General features: G+C 58.3%; 15 protein-coding genes, 1 pseudogene and 1 riboswitch. Of the genes and pseudogenes, 8 read left to right on the forward strand and 8 right to left on the reverse strand.

Annotated features, from left to right (window positions below):
* The 3 genes and pseudogenes from QLG09_RS19660 to dmsD form a co-directional block, all read left to right on the forward strand.
* Nucleotides 1-65 (forward strand): annotated as a pseudogene (locus QLG09_RS19660) (dimethyl sulfoxide reductase subunit B); the annotation flags it as partial.
* Between the two features lies 1 nt (nt 66).
* On the forward strand, nt 67-921 hold the full coding sequence (locus QLG09_RS19665) for a dimethyl sulfoxide reductase anchor subunit family protein (protein WP_282489354.1): 855 nt from the start codon (nt 67-69) through the stop codon (nt 919-921).
* Nucleotides 922-963: 42 nt separating this feature from the next.
* A complete protein-coding gene (dmsD, locus tag QLG09_RS19670) occupies nt 964-1,578 on the forward strand; it encodes a Tat proofreading chaperone DmsD (RefSeq protein ID WP_104440200.1) in 615 nt (204 codons plus the stop codon).
* A gap of 18 nt (nt 1,579-1,596) precedes the next feature.
* Here the strand turns inward: dmsD and atzF are convergent, their stop codons facing one another.
* From atzF to QLG09_RS19710, 8 genes are all read right to left on the reverse strand, one after another.
* Entirely contained in the window at nt 1,597-3,396 is a 1,800-nt protein-coding gene (atzF, locus tag QLG09_RS19675; protein WP_196087777.1) for an allophanate hydrolase, read from the reverse strand.
* Entirely contained in the window at nt 3,393-6,995 is a 3,603-nt protein-coding gene (uca, locus tag QLG09_RS19680; protein WP_282489313.1) for an urea carboxylase, read from the reverse strand. The genes atzF and uca overlap by 4 nt, the downstream gene beginning before the upstream one ends.
* A gap of 152 nt (nt 6,996-7,147) precedes the next feature.
* Nucleotides 7,148-7,780, reverse strand: a complete 633-nt coding sequence (locus QLG09_RS19685) for an urea amidolyase associated protein UAAP2 (protein ID WP_025204312.1) — start codon at nt 7,778-7,780, stop codon at nt 7,148-7,150.
* Nucleotides 7,781-7,791: 11 nt separating this feature from the next.
* Nucleotides 7,792-8,499, reverse strand: a complete 708-nt coding sequence (locus QLG09_RS19690; RefSeq protein ID WP_040019021.1) for an urea amidolyase associated protein UAAP1 — start codon at nt 8,497-8,499, stop codon at nt 7,792-7,794.
* A gap of 13 nt (nt 8,500-8,512) precedes the next feature.
* Complete coding sequence (locus QLG09_RS19695; protein WP_063156042.1) at nt 8,513-9,289, reverse strand: ABC transporter ATP-binding protein; 777 nt, start codon at nt 9,287-9,289, stop codon at nt 8,513-8,515.
* Entirely contained in the window at nt 9,286-10,101 is an 816-nt protein-coding gene (locus tag QLG09_RS19700) for an ABC transporter permease subunit (RefSeq protein ID WP_282489314.1), read from the reverse strand. Before QLG09_RS19700 ends, QLG09_RS19695 begins: the two co-directional genes overlap by 4 nt.
* Before the next feature lie 17 nt (nt 10,102-10,118).
* Nucleotides 10,119-11,177: a putative urea ABC transporter substrate-binding protein gene (locus QLG09_RS19705; protein WP_032681129.1), complete on the reverse strand. Its 1,059-nt coding sequence runs from the start codon at nt 11,175-11,177 to the stop codon at nt 10,119-10,121.
* Between the two features lie 57 nt (nt 11,178-11,234).
* A riboswitch (guanidine-I (ykkC/yxkD leader) is annotated at nt 11,235-11,333 on the reverse strand.
* Between the two features lie 216 nt (nt 11,334-11,549).
* Complete coding sequence (locus tag QLG09_RS19710) at nt 11,550-12,002, reverse strand: MarR family winged helix-turn-helix transcriptional regulator (RefSeq protein ID WP_014169866.1); 453 nt, start codon at nt 12,000-12,002, stop codon at nt 11,550-11,552.
* A gap of 71 nt (nt 12,003-12,073) precedes the next feature.
* Between QLG09_RS19710 and QLG09_RS19715 the strand changes: the two genes are divergently transcribed.
* From QLG09_RS19715 to osmX, 5 genes are all read left to right on the forward strand, one after another.
* On the forward strand, nt 12,074-12,364 hold the full coding sequence (locus QLG09_RS19715) for a DUF1330 domain-containing protein (RefSeq protein ID WP_282489317.1): 291 nt from the start codon (nt 12,074-12,076) through the stop codon (nt 12,362-12,364).
* Nucleotides 12,365-12,470: 106 nt separating this feature from the next.
* Nucleotides 12,471-13,094: a glutathione S-transferase family protein gene (locus QLG09_RS19720; RefSeq protein ID WP_163304218.1), complete on the forward strand. Its 624-nt coding sequence runs from the start codon at nt 12,471-12,473 to the stop codon at nt 13,092-13,094.
* A 156-nt stretch (nt 13,095-13,250) separates the two neighbouring features.
* Nucleotides 13,251-13,994 (forward strand): YoaK family protein, encoded by a 744-nt coding sequence (locus tag QLG09_RS19725; RefSeq protein WP_041162572.1) that lies wholly within the window; start codon nt 13,251-13,253, stop codon nt 13,992-13,994.
* A gap of 273 nt (nt 13,995-14,267) precedes the next feature.
* Nucleotides 14,268-14,978, forward strand: a complete 711-nt coding sequence (gene osmY, locus QLG09_RS19730; RefSeq protein ID WP_032681133.1) for an osmoprotectant ABC transporter permease OsmY — start codon at nt 14,268-14,270, stop codon at nt 14,976-14,978.
* Between the two features lie 18 nt (nt 14,979-14,996).
* Nucleotides 14,997-15,896, forward strand: a complete 900-nt coding sequence (gene osmX, locus QLG09_RS19735) for an osmoprotectant ABC transporter substrate-binding protein OsmX (protein ID WP_014169861.1) — start codon at nt 14,997-14,999, stop codon at nt 15,894-15,896.
* The last annotated feature ends 5 nt before the right edge of the window (nt 15,897-15,901 follow it).

A 15,901-nucleotide genomic window follows, 5' to 3' on the forward strand; every position in this document is an offset into this window, starting at 1 on the left:
CTAACGCCAACAGCCGCCCGACAGGGGATACCACCGGCTACCTGGCAAACCCGAAAGAGGTGTGAGATGGGAAGTGGATGGCATGAATGGCCGCTGGTGATCTTCACCGTCTTCGGACAGTGCGTCGCCGGGGCATTGATCGTTATGGGGCTCGTCTGGCTTACTGAAAAAGACGACGCGGTGAAAACACGCCTTGTCCGCAGTATGTTCTTTCTGTGGCTGGTGATGGGCATCGGATTTTTGGCGTCCGTGCTGCACCTTGGCTCCCCGCTCCGGGCCTTTAACTCGCTCAACCGCGTGGGTGCTTCGGCGCTCAGTAACGAAATTGCCGCGGGATCCATTTTCTTTGCCGTTGGCGGTTTCTGGTGGCTGGTATCCGTTATCGGTAAAATGCCCCCGGCACTGGGTAAAATCTGGCTGGTCGTTAGCCAGATCCTGGGCGTTGTCTTTGTCTGGGCGATGACCCGGGTTTATCAAATTGATACCGTACCGACCTGGTACACGGGTTACACCACGCTGGCCTTTTTCCTGACGCTGGTATTGGGAGGGCCGCTGTTTGCAGCCCTGTTGCTGCGCGTGGCAAACACGACATATAAAAGCACATTCGCGGCCTCTGTCAGCGTGCTGGCACTCCTGGCCTGCGTGGCGGTCATCGTGCTGCAGAGCAATGACCTGGCGACAATCCACAGTTCCGTTCAACAGGCGAGTGCCCTGCTGCCTGACTATGGCGCACTGCAAATCTGGCGTATCGTACTGCTTGCCGCCGGACTCGGCTGCTGGTTGTGCCCGCTGATGCGTCGGCAGGAGCCTAAAGCCCTCGCTCTTTTTGCAGGCGTGATACTGGTCGTCGTGGGTGAACTGATTGGCCGTGGTCTTTTCTATGGTCTGCACATGACCGCAGGTATGGCGGTTGCGGGTTAACACAGTCGCGCGGGCTACTCCGCGCGAGCAAGGAAGGTAGTCATGAAAGAAGTGTCACAGCGTGATTCGTTCGCGTTCAGCGCCCGGGTACTGGGCGCGCTGTTTTATTTTGCTCCAGATAGCGAGCAGACTGCGCCGCTGGTGCAGGCGCTCACCGCAGGCGACTGGATTCAGGACTGGCCGCTGGCGCCGGAAACGCTGCAGCCCGTTGCAGATGCGTTCAAAACGCCAGCAGATGAAGCATTGAAAGATGCCTGGCAACGTCTGTTTATTGGCCCTTACGCCCTGCCGTCACCGCCGTGGGGTTCCGTCTGGCTGGATCGGGAATCCGTGCTCTTCGGCGACTCCACCCTCGCGCTGCGCCAGTGGATGCGTGAAAACAACATTGCCTTCGAGATGAAGCAGAACGAACCGGAAGATCACATCGGTACCCTGCTGTTACTGGCCGCGTGGCTGGCAGAAAATGGCCGCGACGCTGAACGCGACCAGCTTCTGGCGTGGCACCTGCTGCCGTGGAGTACCCGCTTCCTGTCCGTGTTTGTTGAAAACGCCGGGCATCCGTTCTACACCGCACTGGGCAAACTCGCACAGCTGACGCTCGCGGACTGGCAGGACACGTTAATTATTCCGGTCGCGGAAAAAACGCTGTACCGCTAACGCCAGCACCTGGCTTGCTCACCGCTTCCGGGCAAGCCAGGCTCTCCAGCCACCAAATTCGGTGATATCCCGTGCCCCCTCCAGGCCATACGCCTCGCAGATAAACCCGGTCAACCACCGTCCGTCCTGCAGCTCGATTTTTCCCAGCCCCAGAGGTGCGGGGATCCCGGCGAGAAACGACCCCACTTCGCTGTGCGGTAGCTCCCAGACTTCGACCGCAATCCCGGCCCCCTGGTCTGCCACCCGAACCATTCCGGGACGTTTACCGTCCGCCAGCGCATACAGACGGTAATAAGGTGCGCTGGTGGTCGCGTCGACAAGGCGTGCTCCGCGCTCTCGTAACTGAACATTGAGCGCCAGACCGTCCATATGCGCACCGCAGACCACTATCCGCAGGCGGTCATGGGTTGCGGTGCAGGTCGGCGCGTCGTCCAGCATGGCACGATTGCCCGGTAACGTTAATTTTGTGTGACGTTGTAACGCATCAGCCAGACTGAGCAGATACTGATCGGTAAACGCGCGGCCAAACAGCGTGACGCCGGATGGCAGCCCATTGTTCATTTCACCGACCGGGACCGCTACGGCGGCATAGTCGAGCAGGTTCATAAAGTTGGTATAGATGCCCAGCGCCGAGTTGCTTTTAACCGGCTCATCGGCCAGCTCAGCCAGACTCACCGGGCGGGGATACGTCGGAATTAATACGCACTCCAGGTCGGCCATCATGGCATCGCACTCGGCTTTATACCGCTGGAGTTTGTATTGCGCGTCAAACGCCGCCACCGCAGTGGCTGCAGGCGCGTTTTGCAGGACATCACGGATAACCGGCAACACCGCGTCGGGCTGGCGTTCAATCAGCGCACCCGCGAGGTGATAACGCTCGGCAACCCACGGGCCGTCATAGAGCAGTTTCGCGGCCGCCAGAAACGGTGCAAAGTCGAGAGTCACGGGCACGCCACCCAGCGCGATAAGCCCCGTCTTCGCGCGGTGATACAGCGCCTCGCTTTCTGCACAGCCGAGAAACTCCAGCGTCTCCGGCACGCCAAAGCGAAAGCCCGCAGCAGGGACACCAAAAGCCTGCGGACCGTTCCACGCCGGGTTTGACCGGCTGTATTCGTCACGCGGATCCTGTCGCGCCGTGAGTGCCAGCAGCTGGCTGGCCTCTGCTGCTGTCGCGGTGAAAAACGTGACGCAGTCCAGCGTGCGGCAGGCAGGCACAACCCCTGCCGTGGAGATGAGTCCTTTGGTTGCCTTGAGGCCGACCAGATTATTCAGCGAGGCCGGTACGCGCCCGCTGCCGGCCGTGTCCGTTCCCAGCGCGAAGCTCGCCAGACCCAGGGCTACCGCCAGCGACGACCCCGCGCTGGAGCCACCGGACGGGTAATCCGGATGAACGCTGTTACGACATGGGCCATACGGCGAACGCGTACCGTTTAAGCCGGTAGCGAACTGATCGAGGTTAGTTTTCCCCAGAGGAATCGCCCCCAGCGCAATCAGCTGCGAAACTATCGTTGCATCCTGCTCTGCCCGATACGCAAATGCCGGACAGGCGGCGGTGGTGTCGATACCTGCCAGATCGATATTGTCTTTGATGGCAAAGGGCACGCCGAACAGCGGCAGCGTGTCCGGCGCTACGCCCTCCAGCGCGGCAAGGTACGGCTCCAGCTCTTCAGGGGTGAGCAGATAAATAAAAGCGTTAAATGACGGGTTCAGCGCCAGCGCGCGCTCGCGTAATGCCGTTATCACCTCACGCGGGGCGATCTGGCCTTCACGGTATGCCTCTGCCAGCACAGAGAGACGTAAATCATAAAGAGGCTTCATGCTGTTTTCTCCAGAACGACCACGCACTGGCCCGCCCGCACCGACGACCCCGGCTGGACACGGACCTGACTGACCACACCGTCCTGAGTGGCAACTAACGGGATTTCCATTTTCATCGACTCCAGCACCACCAGCACATCGCCTTCGCGCACGGAGTTGCCGACCTCAACGTTCACCTGCCACAGGTTGCCGGCAACCGGGCTTTCAACACCGGATTCTCCCGACCGTAACGGCGCGTCGTCACCGTCATCCGTCGTTTCGTCGCTGCTGTCAAAATGCGCCTGCCCGCCCGCTATCCAGCGCTCACGCTCGGCATTAAACGCCGCCTGCTGATGCGCACGGAATGCCTCAATCTCAGGTGCTTCGTCAGCCAGAAACTGCTGATACTCCGCCAGTTTCAGCGTGGTGTGTTCAATACGCAGCGGATAACGCCCCAGCGGGAAATCCCGGCGGATGGTTTGCAACTCCCCGGCTGAGACCGGATAAAAACGAATTTGATCGAAGAAACGCAGCAGCCAGGGCTTGCCGCCGAAATCCTCTACCGTGCGATAGCGATTCCACATCTGCAGGGTTCGCCCTACAAACTGATACCCGCCCGGCCCTTCCATACCGTAGATGCAGAGGTATGCCCCACCAATGCCCACCGAGTTCTCCGCCGTCCAGGTACGCGCCGGATTGTATTTGGTGGTCACCAGACGGTGTCGCGGGTCGAGCGGCGTGGCCACCGGCGCGCCGAGGTAGACATCCCCCAGCCCCATCACCAGATAACGGGCGTCGAACACCGTTTTATACACTTCATCAATGTTAGCCAGATCGTTTATGCGACGGATAAACTCCAGGTTGCTCGGGCACCACGGCGCATCGCGGCGCACGGTGGTCATGTATTTGTCGATGGCTTTCTGACACGCCGGATCGTCCCAGGAGAGCGGCAGCCAGACGATGCGCGACGGCACGTCCAGCGAGTCCTGGTCACAAACGCCCTGCCACAGCCCGGCGATCACCTCCAGCAGGCTATCCAGGCGCAGCGTTTCCGGCTGATAATGAATTTGCAGGGAGCGGATCCCCGGCGTGAGATCGATAACGCCTTTCAGCGCCCGGCCCTCCAGCGCCTGCATCAGCGCGTGGCCGCGAAAACGCAGCACCAGATCCAGCTCAGGCTCGCCAATCTCCAGCAGCAGATGGGTATCACCCGACACTCTCGCCACCAGACGTTTATCGTCCGTCCCCTGCGTCAGCACAATCGGTGAGTCCAGACCGGCAGGTTGCCATGTGACTGATTGCGGGGTCAGGCTGGCGATTTGGCGCTCCTGCGCCTGCGCCAGCCGTCGCGCGGTGGCAATATCCACCGGCACAAAGCGAACGTAATCTCCCGCCTTCAGTTGCCCTACCGCGTGCAGATCGGCCTCGATGATGGTGACCGGACAGACAAACCCGCCCAGGCTTGGGCCATCCGGGCCGAGGATCACCGGCATATCGCCGGTAAAATCCACCGCGCCGATGGCATACGGATTGTCATGAATGTTCGACGGATGCAGACCCGCCTCGCCGCCGCTGTCGCGAACCCACTCCGGTTTCGGGCCAATCAGGCGTACCCCCGTCCGGCTGGAGTTGAAATGCACTTCCCATTCGGTGGCGAAAAACGTCGCGATGTAATCCGGCGTGAAATACTCCGGCGCACCGTGCGGGCCGTAAATCACCCGCAGTTCGCGCACCGCGTCCAGCCTCGTGTGCAGCGCCTGCGGCAGCGGCGCATCCGCAACCGGCTCGGTTAACGGAGCCAGGTGCAAAATGTCACCTGTGCGGAGCGCCCGTCCGGCGTGCCCCCCGAACTGCCCCAGCGTGAAGGTACTTTTACTGCCCAGATATTCCGGCACGTTAAACCCGCCGCGCAGGCAAAGATAGCTGCGCACGCCCGCACCGCGGATCTCGCCCATACGCAGCGTCATGCCCGCACGTACGCGAAAAACGTGATTATTGGCCAGCGGTTCACCGTCCAGCGTGAGCGCAATTTCAGCGCCCGTCACCACCAGCTGCGCATCGCAGTTGAATTTCAGCGTCGGGCCGCTGAGGGTGATCTCAAGCGCGGCGGCATCGTCTTTATTGCCCAGCAGACGGTTACCCAGACGCAGCGCCAGGCTGTCCATTGGCCCGGATGGCGGAACGCCAACCGCCCAGTAGCCTGTGCGTCCCGGGTAATCCTGTACCGTGGTCTGCGTACCGGCGCTGAGCACCTCCAGCGTGGACGCCTGGTACATCAGGTGCTCAAGACAGCGGGTCCAGGGCTCACCTGCAGCAAACGGCGCGAAGGTCAGGATCTGCTGCAGATAACTGCGGTTGGTTTCAACGCCATAAAGACGGGTCTCCCCCAGCGCGGAATGCAGCACGCGGATGGCGGCTTCGCGTGTCGGCTGCCAGGCGATCATTTTGGCTAACATGGGGTCAAAAAACGGCGGGACGTCGCATCCGGCCTCAACCCAGCTGTCGATGCGCAGCGTAACGCGGTCATCGGGCGGGAAAGCCACGTCGGTGAGCAGTCCCGGTGAAGGCTGGAACTGGCGGCCCGGGTTCTCGGCATAGATCCTGGCCTGAATGGCATGCCCCTTCGGTTTCAGGGTGTCACGCAGTGTCGCCAGTGGCGGCAACGTTCCGGCGGCAAGTTCGATCATCCAGCGCACCAGATCCACGCCCCACACCTGTTCGGTCACGCCGTGCTCCACCTGCAAACGGGTATTCACCTCAAGGAAGTAAAAGCGGGCGGCGTCGCTGTCATAAACGAATTCAACGGTGCCCGCGCTGCGGTAGTTGACCGCTTTACCCAGCGTTATCGCCGCCTCGCACAGTGCCTGCGCCATGCCCGCCGGCAGGTTTGGCGCGGGCGTCTCCTCCAGCACTTTCTGGTTACGCCGCTGCACAGAGCAGTCGCGCACGCCGAGGGCAATCACCTCGCCCTTGCCGTCGCCAAACAGCTGTACTTCCAGATGACGCGCCCGCTCAATGTACTTTTCGATAAAGACACCCGCGTCGCTGAAGTTATTTTTCCCCAGACGCACTACCGCATCGAACGCGTCACGCAGCGCTTCTGCGTCATAGCAGACGCGCATACCGATACCGCCGCCTCCCGCCGTGCTTTTCAGCATCACCGGATATCCCACCCCGGCGGCAGCGTTGACGGCCTGGTTAACATCGGCCAGCAGGTCGGTGCCCTCCAGCATCGGAACACCGTGCGTTTTCGCCAGCGCGCGAGCGGTATGTTTTAGCCCAAACAGACGCAGCTGTTCCGGCGTGGGGCCCACAAAGGCAATCCCCGCGGCGTCACACGCTTCGGCGAACGCGGCGTTTTCCGAGAGAAAGCCGTACCCCGGATGAATGGCCTGTGCCCCGCTGGCTTTCGCGGCGGCGATGATCTTCGTGCTATCCAGATAGGTATTCGCCGCCGGGCCATCGCCCAGACTCAGCGCTTCATCGGCCTCGCGAATATGCAGGCTGCTGATATCCGCCTCGGAATAGACTGCCACACCACGGATTTTCATGGTGCGCAGGGTGCGTAAAATGCGGCAGGCTATCGCCCCGCGGTTCGCAATCAGGAGTGTCGTCAACATAGGTCAGACTCAATCGTGGCGGGTCGTCCCGCCGAAAATCGGCTCACCCATGGTCGTCCATGGGGGAAAAAGCGGTTACGGCAGAATGCGTCCGGCACGGACTTCAAACAGGCGGTACAGCGCCTGGCGCAGTCGCTGCCAGCGGGTGGGCGTCAGTTCCATACCAACACCTCAGCAGGCGTTGGGTTCCAGCCGTTGCAGGGGTTATTCAGCTGTGGACAGTTGGAGATCAAGACAATGACGTTGCACTCGGCGCGCAGGTCGACGTATTTCCCCGGCGCGGAGATGCCATCTTCAAACGTCAGCCCGCCCTCTGGCGTCACCGGCACGTTCATAAAGAAATTGATGTTGGCCGTGATGTCGCGTTTTTGCAGACGGCCATCGTGCAGACAGGCGCAGAGGAAGTTATCGCGGCAGCTGTGCATATGGCGTTTATCGAGGGCGTATCGCACGGTGTTGCTCTCCTGGGCGCAGGCCCCGCCGAGTGTATCGTGACGCCCGCAGGTATCGTCGATAATGGTCAGCAGGGGGTTACCGAGGCTGGAGTACAGGACGCTGCCCCGCGTGAGATAGGCGTTGTTCTGACGGCGCAATGTGCGCTGTGCATCGTAACGTTCACGCGGGTTATCGGCATTGTAGAACAGCGTGTCGACCGCCTGGTTACCTTCCAGGTCGAGCAGGCGCAACGTCTGCCCTTGTTTCACCTCGAACAGGTACGGTTCACCTGCCGGGATCACGTGGCGAAATACCGCGTCTTGCACATGCTTTTCAGAGATCATGGTCATTTTACTGCTCCTTACAGGGCGAAAAGCCGGGTATTGGTCATGGCGCGTTCGTTTTCCGGGCGCGTCAGAAGCGCGTTAACGGCCCCCTCTTCATCCTCAGCCTGTCGCCAGCTCAGCGCGACCGGTCGTGGGGCATATTCCCGGGACGGATCCATCGGATGCTGCAGCGCGGTCATCACCACAAGCGTGTCCATGGGGGCGTACAGCTCCACGTAACTGCCCGGCTGTGAATAACCGCCGTGGAAGGTGAACTGACCGCGGTCATCGACGGTGACTTTGCTGAAGAAGTTGACCACCATCAGCAGATCTTCGAGATTGAGATCCCACTTCCCCATCTCCACCAACAGGTTGTCCGTTCCGTTTCGGTAAAACCCGTTGCGCAGTTCCTGATAGCGTCCCTGGCCATACTTTTCAGTCACCTCGGCGGCGTTCAGTACGCCGCCAAACGGGTCATGCCAGCCGCAGGTATCTGCGGTGATGCCTGCCAGCACGCGTCCCATGTCGGAGTAAAAGCAGTGTCCGGCGGTCAGACGCGCGGTGTGCTGGCCTTTCAGGGTGTCGGGCAGGTTCAGACGTTCACTTTTCTCGTGCGGATTCAGCATCAGCAGGCTGACGTTTGCTCCACCTTCAATGTCGGTCATACGCAGGATCTGTCCGCGCTTAAGCACAAACGAGAGGTGACCGCCGCCGGGCAGGATCTCTTCGCGTAACATGGTCATGGTATTCACGGTGTTAACCCCTTAATGCATAAACGTTATCGGGAGCCGTTCCACTCAGCGCGGAGAGCCGCGTCTCGTTGAGCGGAATGTCGTAGGTAATACGGGCGCCAAAGGCGTTGGGCGCCTGCGGGTCGAGGCGCACTTTGTCGAACACCAGTAAGCGGGTGCCGAGGTTAAAGCCTTCCGAAAGATCGTGGGTGACCATAAAGACGGTCATGCGGGTCTCCCCCCACAGCTGAAGCAACAAGGCGTGCATATCTTTACGGATACCCGGATCCAGGGCGCCAAACGGCTCATCCAGCAGCAACACGCGCGGCTGCATGATGAAGGCCTGCGCAATGGCTAAACGTTGCTGCATACCGCCGGAAAGCTGGGCCGGGTATTTGTGCATCGCATGCCCGAGACCGACTTTTTCCAGCATCCCGGTGGCCCGCTCACGCGCCGCGCGTTTCTTTGCCCCAAACAGTCGCCCGAACAGCGTCGCTTGCGGCAGTTCCAGACCTATGGTGACGTTATCCAGCACGCTGAGATGCGGGAAAACGGAGTAGCGCTGAAACACCACGCCCCGGCTGCTGTCCGGCTCGGCGCGCAGCGGTTTACCATCCAGCGTAATGGACCCTCGGCTGGGCGCTTCCTGACCGAGCAGCAGGCGCAAAAACGTGGATTTTCCGCAGCCAGAGGCCCCCACCATTGAGCAGAACTCGCCCTCTTTCACCTGCAGATTGAGGCGCTCCAGCACCACGTGGTCGCCGTACTCCTGCCAGATATTGTTGATGGTGATAAAGCTCATGCCTTCCCTCCTTCCGCCCAGGGAAACCAGGTTTTGTGTAACTGGCGCAGGGCCAGATCCATCAGCCAGGCCAGCAGCGTGATCCACAGGACGTACGGAATGATCACATCCATCGCCATATAGCGGCGCACGAGGAAAATGCGATAGCCCAGCCCGGCGGTTGAGGAGATGGCCTCTGCCGAAATGAGAAACAACCATGCCGATCCCAGCAGCAGACGCAGCGAGGTCAGCAGCCGCGATAGCAGCTGCGGAAGTACCAAGCGCAACACCAGCGTCCAGCTGTTGGCACCCAGCGTCTGGGCTTTGATCAGAATCTCCGGTGGGATTTCGCACGCGCGATGCTCCAGATCGCGCGCCAGCATCGGAGTGATGCCGATGACAATCAGCATCACTTTCGACAGTTCATCCAGCCCGAAAACGATAAATAGCACCGGCAGGATCGCCAGCGGCGGGATCATCGACAGTACAGTCATCAGCGGCGAGAGCGACGCGCGCCACAGCGGGAAAACACCGGCGGTGACGCCAACACAGAGGCCGATGATCGAGGCGATGACCAGCCCCGTCAGCAGACGGGCAAGGCTCACCAGCGTGTCCACCCAGAACAGATAGTCACCGCTGCGTTTATCCGGGGTAAACGCCATGCGTGATAGCGCGTCCAGCATCTGCTGCAGGCCAGGCAGCAGCTTGTCCTGCGGGTTAGCCTCCAGCCTGACCGCGGAACCGAAAAAGTATGCGGCCAGCAGCAGGACGAAAGGCAGCATCACGAGCATCAGCCGCATGCCGGGCGTGGGATGGCGATTAATTTGTCGCATGGATGTTCCGTCCGTTATCACAGCGTGCCGGCAGCGGCCATTTTCACGAAGCTGTCGTCAAAGCGCAGCTTCACGTTGCTGGCATCGCCCTGGGTGACATTGCCCGGGAAGCGCATGCCGATGAAATCCGCGCTTTGCGCCCCATCGCCCAGCAGCCCTTTATCGAACGAAAACGTGGCCACGCGCTGCATGGTTTTCGCCAGTTCCGGCGACGTTAAAAAGGCAATATTGTCCTGCGGGGTATAGAACAGGTGGGTTGTTTTCAGCTGCGCCTGATAACCGGCCAGATCGGTACCGGAGGCGGCGGCCATCGCGTTGAGCACGGTGGCATCCTGCGCTTTCATCAGCCCCATCATCTCGTACCATGCGCCGGTCAATGCTTTGCCAAGCGCCGGGTTGTCTTTCAGGGTTTCGCTGTTGACCACCATCATGTCGATAAGCTCACCCGGTACCTGAGAGGAGCTGAACACTTCAGTCGTTTTTGGCGTGCCTTTGATGACCGACAGCTGAGGGTTCCAGGCTACCGCCGCCTGCACATTTGCCGTGCCAAAGGCGGAGACGATGTCCGCGTCAGACGTGTTTACCACGGTGACGTCTTTTTCGGCCAGGCCGGCTTTTTCCAGGCCGCGCACCAGCAGATAGTGGGAAACAGAGAGCTCAGGCAGGTAGACTTTCATCCCTTTCAGGTCGTTGAGCGTTTTGCCCTCGCCCTTCATCACCACGCCGTCGTTGCCTTCTGAATAGCTGCCGAGGATCAGCGCCGTGGTATCAACGCCGCCCGCGGCCGGTATGGTCAGCGCATCCATATTGGTCATGGTGCAGCCGTCAAACTGGCCCGCAGTGTACTGGTTGATGGATTCGATATAGTCGTTGAGCTGAACAACGTTGATTTTGATGCCGTATTTATCGGCCCATTTATCGATGATTTTGCTACTGCTGAGGGTGCCCCAGGGCATCCAGCCGGCGTAGATGGTCCAGCAGACGTTGAACTCTTTCTTCACCGCAGCAAAGGTGGGGAGACTGACCAGCATCGCCAGGGAGAGTACCAGGGTGCGGAATAATGGCGTTTTCTTCATGCTTGACCTCTGAGTGGCACAAAATTAGGGGGCAGCGCGACACCTTCAGGTGCTGCTGTCTCCCGGGCTTTTGTCCCGCCGTGTAACCTCTCAGAGGTCGCCAGCTCTTGGACCAGTCATTCACCGCAGTGAACCGGAACCCTAGCCAGCTATTTTTCAAATTGTGGTGTGCTGCCCTTCAGTGTTAAGCGTTGCAAGGGATATGCCAGAATTTTTTATGTTAATTATTAAACTGTTAAGTCTGCCTGTGCAGGCTCTTTCACCGTTTTGGTGAGACAAGGCGAGTTGAGTGCACCGTGCTGGTGCTCTTTGGGATGACGCGTGGTGCTGACGGCGTTGCCCACAGAACGTGTCTGCGACAGCAGCAAAGGCTCAAAATGATGTGCTGGTTTTTGCCAGGTCTTTCATCATCGTCGTCGTCAGGCTGAGCTGCTCGCTTCCCATTTTACGTGACAATTCCTCTCTTGCGGACTGCCATACGGGGATCACGGATGTCAGAAGCGCCCACCCCTGCGCGGTCAGGCTAAGTTGTTTTCCACGGCGTCCGCGCCCCCCCGTTGATTCAATAACCCCACGGGACTCCATAATCCGTATGTTTCGGCTCAGTGTGGTTGCATCCACCCCGGCCTTTGATGCAAGCCCTGCCACCGTTTCATTTACGCCACCGCCGATCCCCACCAGCAGGCTGAACTGTTCTGCCGTCAATTCATAAGGTCTGAAGCAGGCGTTGTAATAACGCGTAATAGCCCGTGCGGTTGCACGTGCCTGATACGCCGGACAGGTTTCGGGGATGGTTTTTAGTAACGCCAGATCAACAGTGTTCATACTTTACGCTCGACAGATACGGTGAGATAAAATAGTGTATATACACTATTAACGCTATTCAAGGTATCATGATGCCCGCATTTATCCATATCAATTTACGTGTTATCGACCCTGCACGGCAGGCCAATCTTGCCCCTCGCTTCAGACTGGCACTTGAAGAGGCCGGCGGCAAAATTCTGCATTTTGGTCCTGTTGTCGAAGTCCTTGAAGGCGATGAAGAACCGCTACCCTTTGCTGGCATTTTTGAGTTCTCTTCACTGCAGCAGGCGCTGGCGTTTTATCATTCGGAAAAATATGCCCCGATCAAAGCTGAACGCCAGCTGGCACAGCAGGCAAAAATGTTCGTTGTCACCACTGACTAAGCGTTTCGTTTCCTTGCCTGCGGTATCGTTTCCAGATTTCTCCACCCGTTCGCCAGAACCGGTGTAGAGTTTTTAAACACTGCACCTCTAAAAGGACACCGGCATCATGTTAAGCATCCTGGGCAAGACAACCTCGATCAACGTACGTAAAGTGCTCTGGACCTGCGAAGAAGCGGGTATCGAGTATCACCAGGAAGACTACGGCAGCGGTTTTGCCTCCACGCAAACCGCTGCCTTCCGCGCCCTGAATCCCAACGCCATGGTTCCCGTGCTGCTCGATGACGAGTTCGTCCTCTGGGAATCTAACGCAATCTGCCGTTATCTGGCCCGTAAAGCCGGCCGTGAGGATCTCCTGCCAACGGAACCGCAGGCCTGCGCCAACGTCGAACGCTGGATGGACTGGCAGGCAAGCGAATTTAACAATACCTGGCGGTATGTCTTTCCGGCATTGGGACGCAATAACCCGGACTATAACGACCCGGAGCGTATTGCCGCCGGAATTAAAGCGTGGAACCACTGCATCGCTATTCTGGAGGAGCAGTTGCAACGCACCGCAGCCTATACGGCGGGCGAGGTGTTTACCCTTGCAGACGTGGTACTTGGTCTTTCGGTGAACCGCTGGAAAATGACGCCATTTGATAAGCCTGATGTGCCGGCAATTAACGCCTGGTTCGAACGGCTTAATCAGCGACCGGCATTTTTACGTCACGGGAATAACGGTATGGTGTAAGTTTTTCAGCCCACACACATTCAGCAAGGATATTTTATTTAATTACAAAACCCTGAATGCCGTTATCAGGAATAATAATTAAGCAATATCCTGGACAGCCCCTTGCACCGCTTTGCTAGCCTGAATAGTCAGGCAAAGCTCAACCCGGAGGTATTCTTGCTGATTAAACTCAAAAAAGAACGAACGCATCAGGAGGATCGCCTGCTCGCACTCTGGCTGGCGACCTCTGCAGGCTTGCTCAACGCCATCGCCCTCGGGGCATTTGGCTTTTTTCCCTCCCATATGACCGGCAATACCTCCCAATTATCCAGCGAAGTTTCCTCTACCGATCTGAATGATATTTTGTTCTTTGGCACCATTATTCTGTCTTTTGTTGCCGGCGCAATCATGGCCCGTATCATCGTGTTATGGGGGATTATCCATAATATCAGGCTGGTTTTTTGCCAGATACTGTTGGTCGAGGGATTATTACTGACCGGCGTTTCCTGTTACGAGATGTATTTCCATGCCCTCACGACTAACCGTGAAATTATTATCTTTCTTTGTGGTCTGATGGGGATTCATAATTCAACGTCGACCCAGCTTTCCGGCGGCCGGGTAAGATCAACCCATATTACCGGCACGCTGACGGACGCGGGAATATCTCTGGCCTCGGTCCTGGTGGCGATGCTCCGCCGGGATTATTCCAAAGATACGGCAGCGCAAAAAAGTCAGCTCAAAACCCACTTAACCACCATTTTCTCGTTTATTACCGGCGGTATCGCCGGGCTGATTCTGTTCAGGTGGATTGGGTTTAACGCCATGCTGGCGCTTGGGGTGATGCTCGTCGTTGTCGCCGCCTTTTCCATCATCAGCACCTCAGTGCGCGTTCGCCGGGTTCGCGCCGCCTTCAGCCGATAATGAGGGTCGCAGGCGTGAGGAGACGCTCACGCCATGTGACACTGTCACATTTTAAATTACGCTTTAGGACAATTCTGTCTGCCCCACAGCCAGCCCTTGCTCCATAAGGCTTAACCTAAGGTTGTCACTAATTTCATAGGGTTACTGATTTTCCCCCTTCGCTGGAACCCATCCCAAACGCTTGCTATAGGTCATCTACCCCTGCCGAAACATGGCATAACAACAGGCAACCCGTGGTTGCTATAACGCATGCGCACAGGGAGACACATCGCAATGCACCCATTACTCAAACGTTCGCTGCTTTTTGTCGGCGCCATTATTGTGGTCGTTGCCCTCCTCACCTGGGGAATTGGGCTGGATACAATTAAGGCGCGTCAGGTTGACCTGATTTACCTCGGGCAACAGCATTTAATCCTGGTATTCTCCTCCATGTTCTTTGCCCTGCTGATGGGTATTCCCAGCGGCATTTTGTTGAGCCGCCCGTCAGCACGCGGTATCGCTGAATACGTGATGCAGATCTTTAACGTCGGTAATACCCTGCCGCCGCTGGCCGTTCTGGCGCTGGCAATGGTGGTGATTGGTATCGGTGATACGCCTGCGATTATCGCCCTGTTCCTCGCCTCGCTGCTGCCGATAGTGCGCAACACCTATGCCGGACTGTGCTCGGTTCCGGCGTCGTTACTGGAAGCGGCTAATGGCATTGGGATGACGAAATGGCAGCGTCTGCGCCAGGTCGAACTTCCCAACGCCTGGCCGGTAATGCTCTCCGGGATCCGCATTGCCACCGCCATCAACGTGGGTACCGCCCCGCTGGCCTTCCTGATTGGTGCCAGCAGCTACGGCGAACTGATTTTTCCCGGTATCTACCTCAACGACTTCCCGACACTGATCCTCGGCGCGGCGGCCACCGCCCTGTTTGCTCTGATCCTCGACACCCTGCTGGCTGCGCTGGGTCGCGTGATGAGTCCGCATCTCGCTCGATAACAATAACAAGGAGCTTTTATGAGACTGATATCCAGCCTGACGGCGCTGTGTGCCGCAGCATTGTTCACCAGCCAGGCGATAGCGGCCCCGCTGATCCTGGCGACCAAGAGCTTTACCGAGCAGCACATTCTCTCGGCCATGACCGTCCAGTATCTGCAAAAGAAGGGGTTTCAGGTCCAGCCACAGACCAATATTGCTACGGTCATTTCCCGCAACGCGATGATCAACAAACAGATTGATATGACCTGGGAGTACACCGGCACGTCGTTAATCATTTTTAACCACATCAACAAGCGCATGTCGCCACAGGAGTCTTACGAGACGGTGAAACGCCTGGACGCGAAGCACGGTCTGGTATGGCTCAACCCCGCCGATATGAACAATACCTACGCCTTCGCCATGCAGCGTAAACGCGCCGAAGCGGAACACATCAACACCATGTCTGAAATGGTCGCAAAGATTGAGCAGATCCGTAAAACCGATCCGGATAAAAACTGGCTGCTCGGTCTGGACCTCGAATTTGCCGGACGCAGCGACGGGATGAAACCGCTGCAGGCGGCATACAACATGGAACTGGATCGCCCGCAGATCCGCCAGATGGACCCGGGCCTGGTCTATAACGCGGTGCGGGACGGTTTCGTCGATGCCGGGCTTATCTATACCACCGACGGGCGGGTAAAAGGTTTCGACCTGAAGGTGCTGGAAGATGATAAAGGCTTCTTCCCGAGCTATGCGGTCACTCCCGTGGTGCGTAAAGACACCCTTGACGCCAACCCGGGTCTGAAAGAGGCGCTGAATACTCTCTCCGCCCAGCTCAATAACGACGTTATCACCGAACTGAATAAGAAGGTGGATATCGACCATCAGTCACCGCAGCAGGTCGCCCGTGATTTCCTGCGTAGCAAACAGTTGCTGTAGGAGGC

It is taken from the genome of Enterobacter sp. V89_11 (assembly GCF_029967775.1).
Taxonomy (GTDB): Bacteria; Pseudomonadota; Gammaproteobacteria; order Enterobacterales; family Enterobacteriaceae; genus Enterobacter; species Enterobacter ludwigii.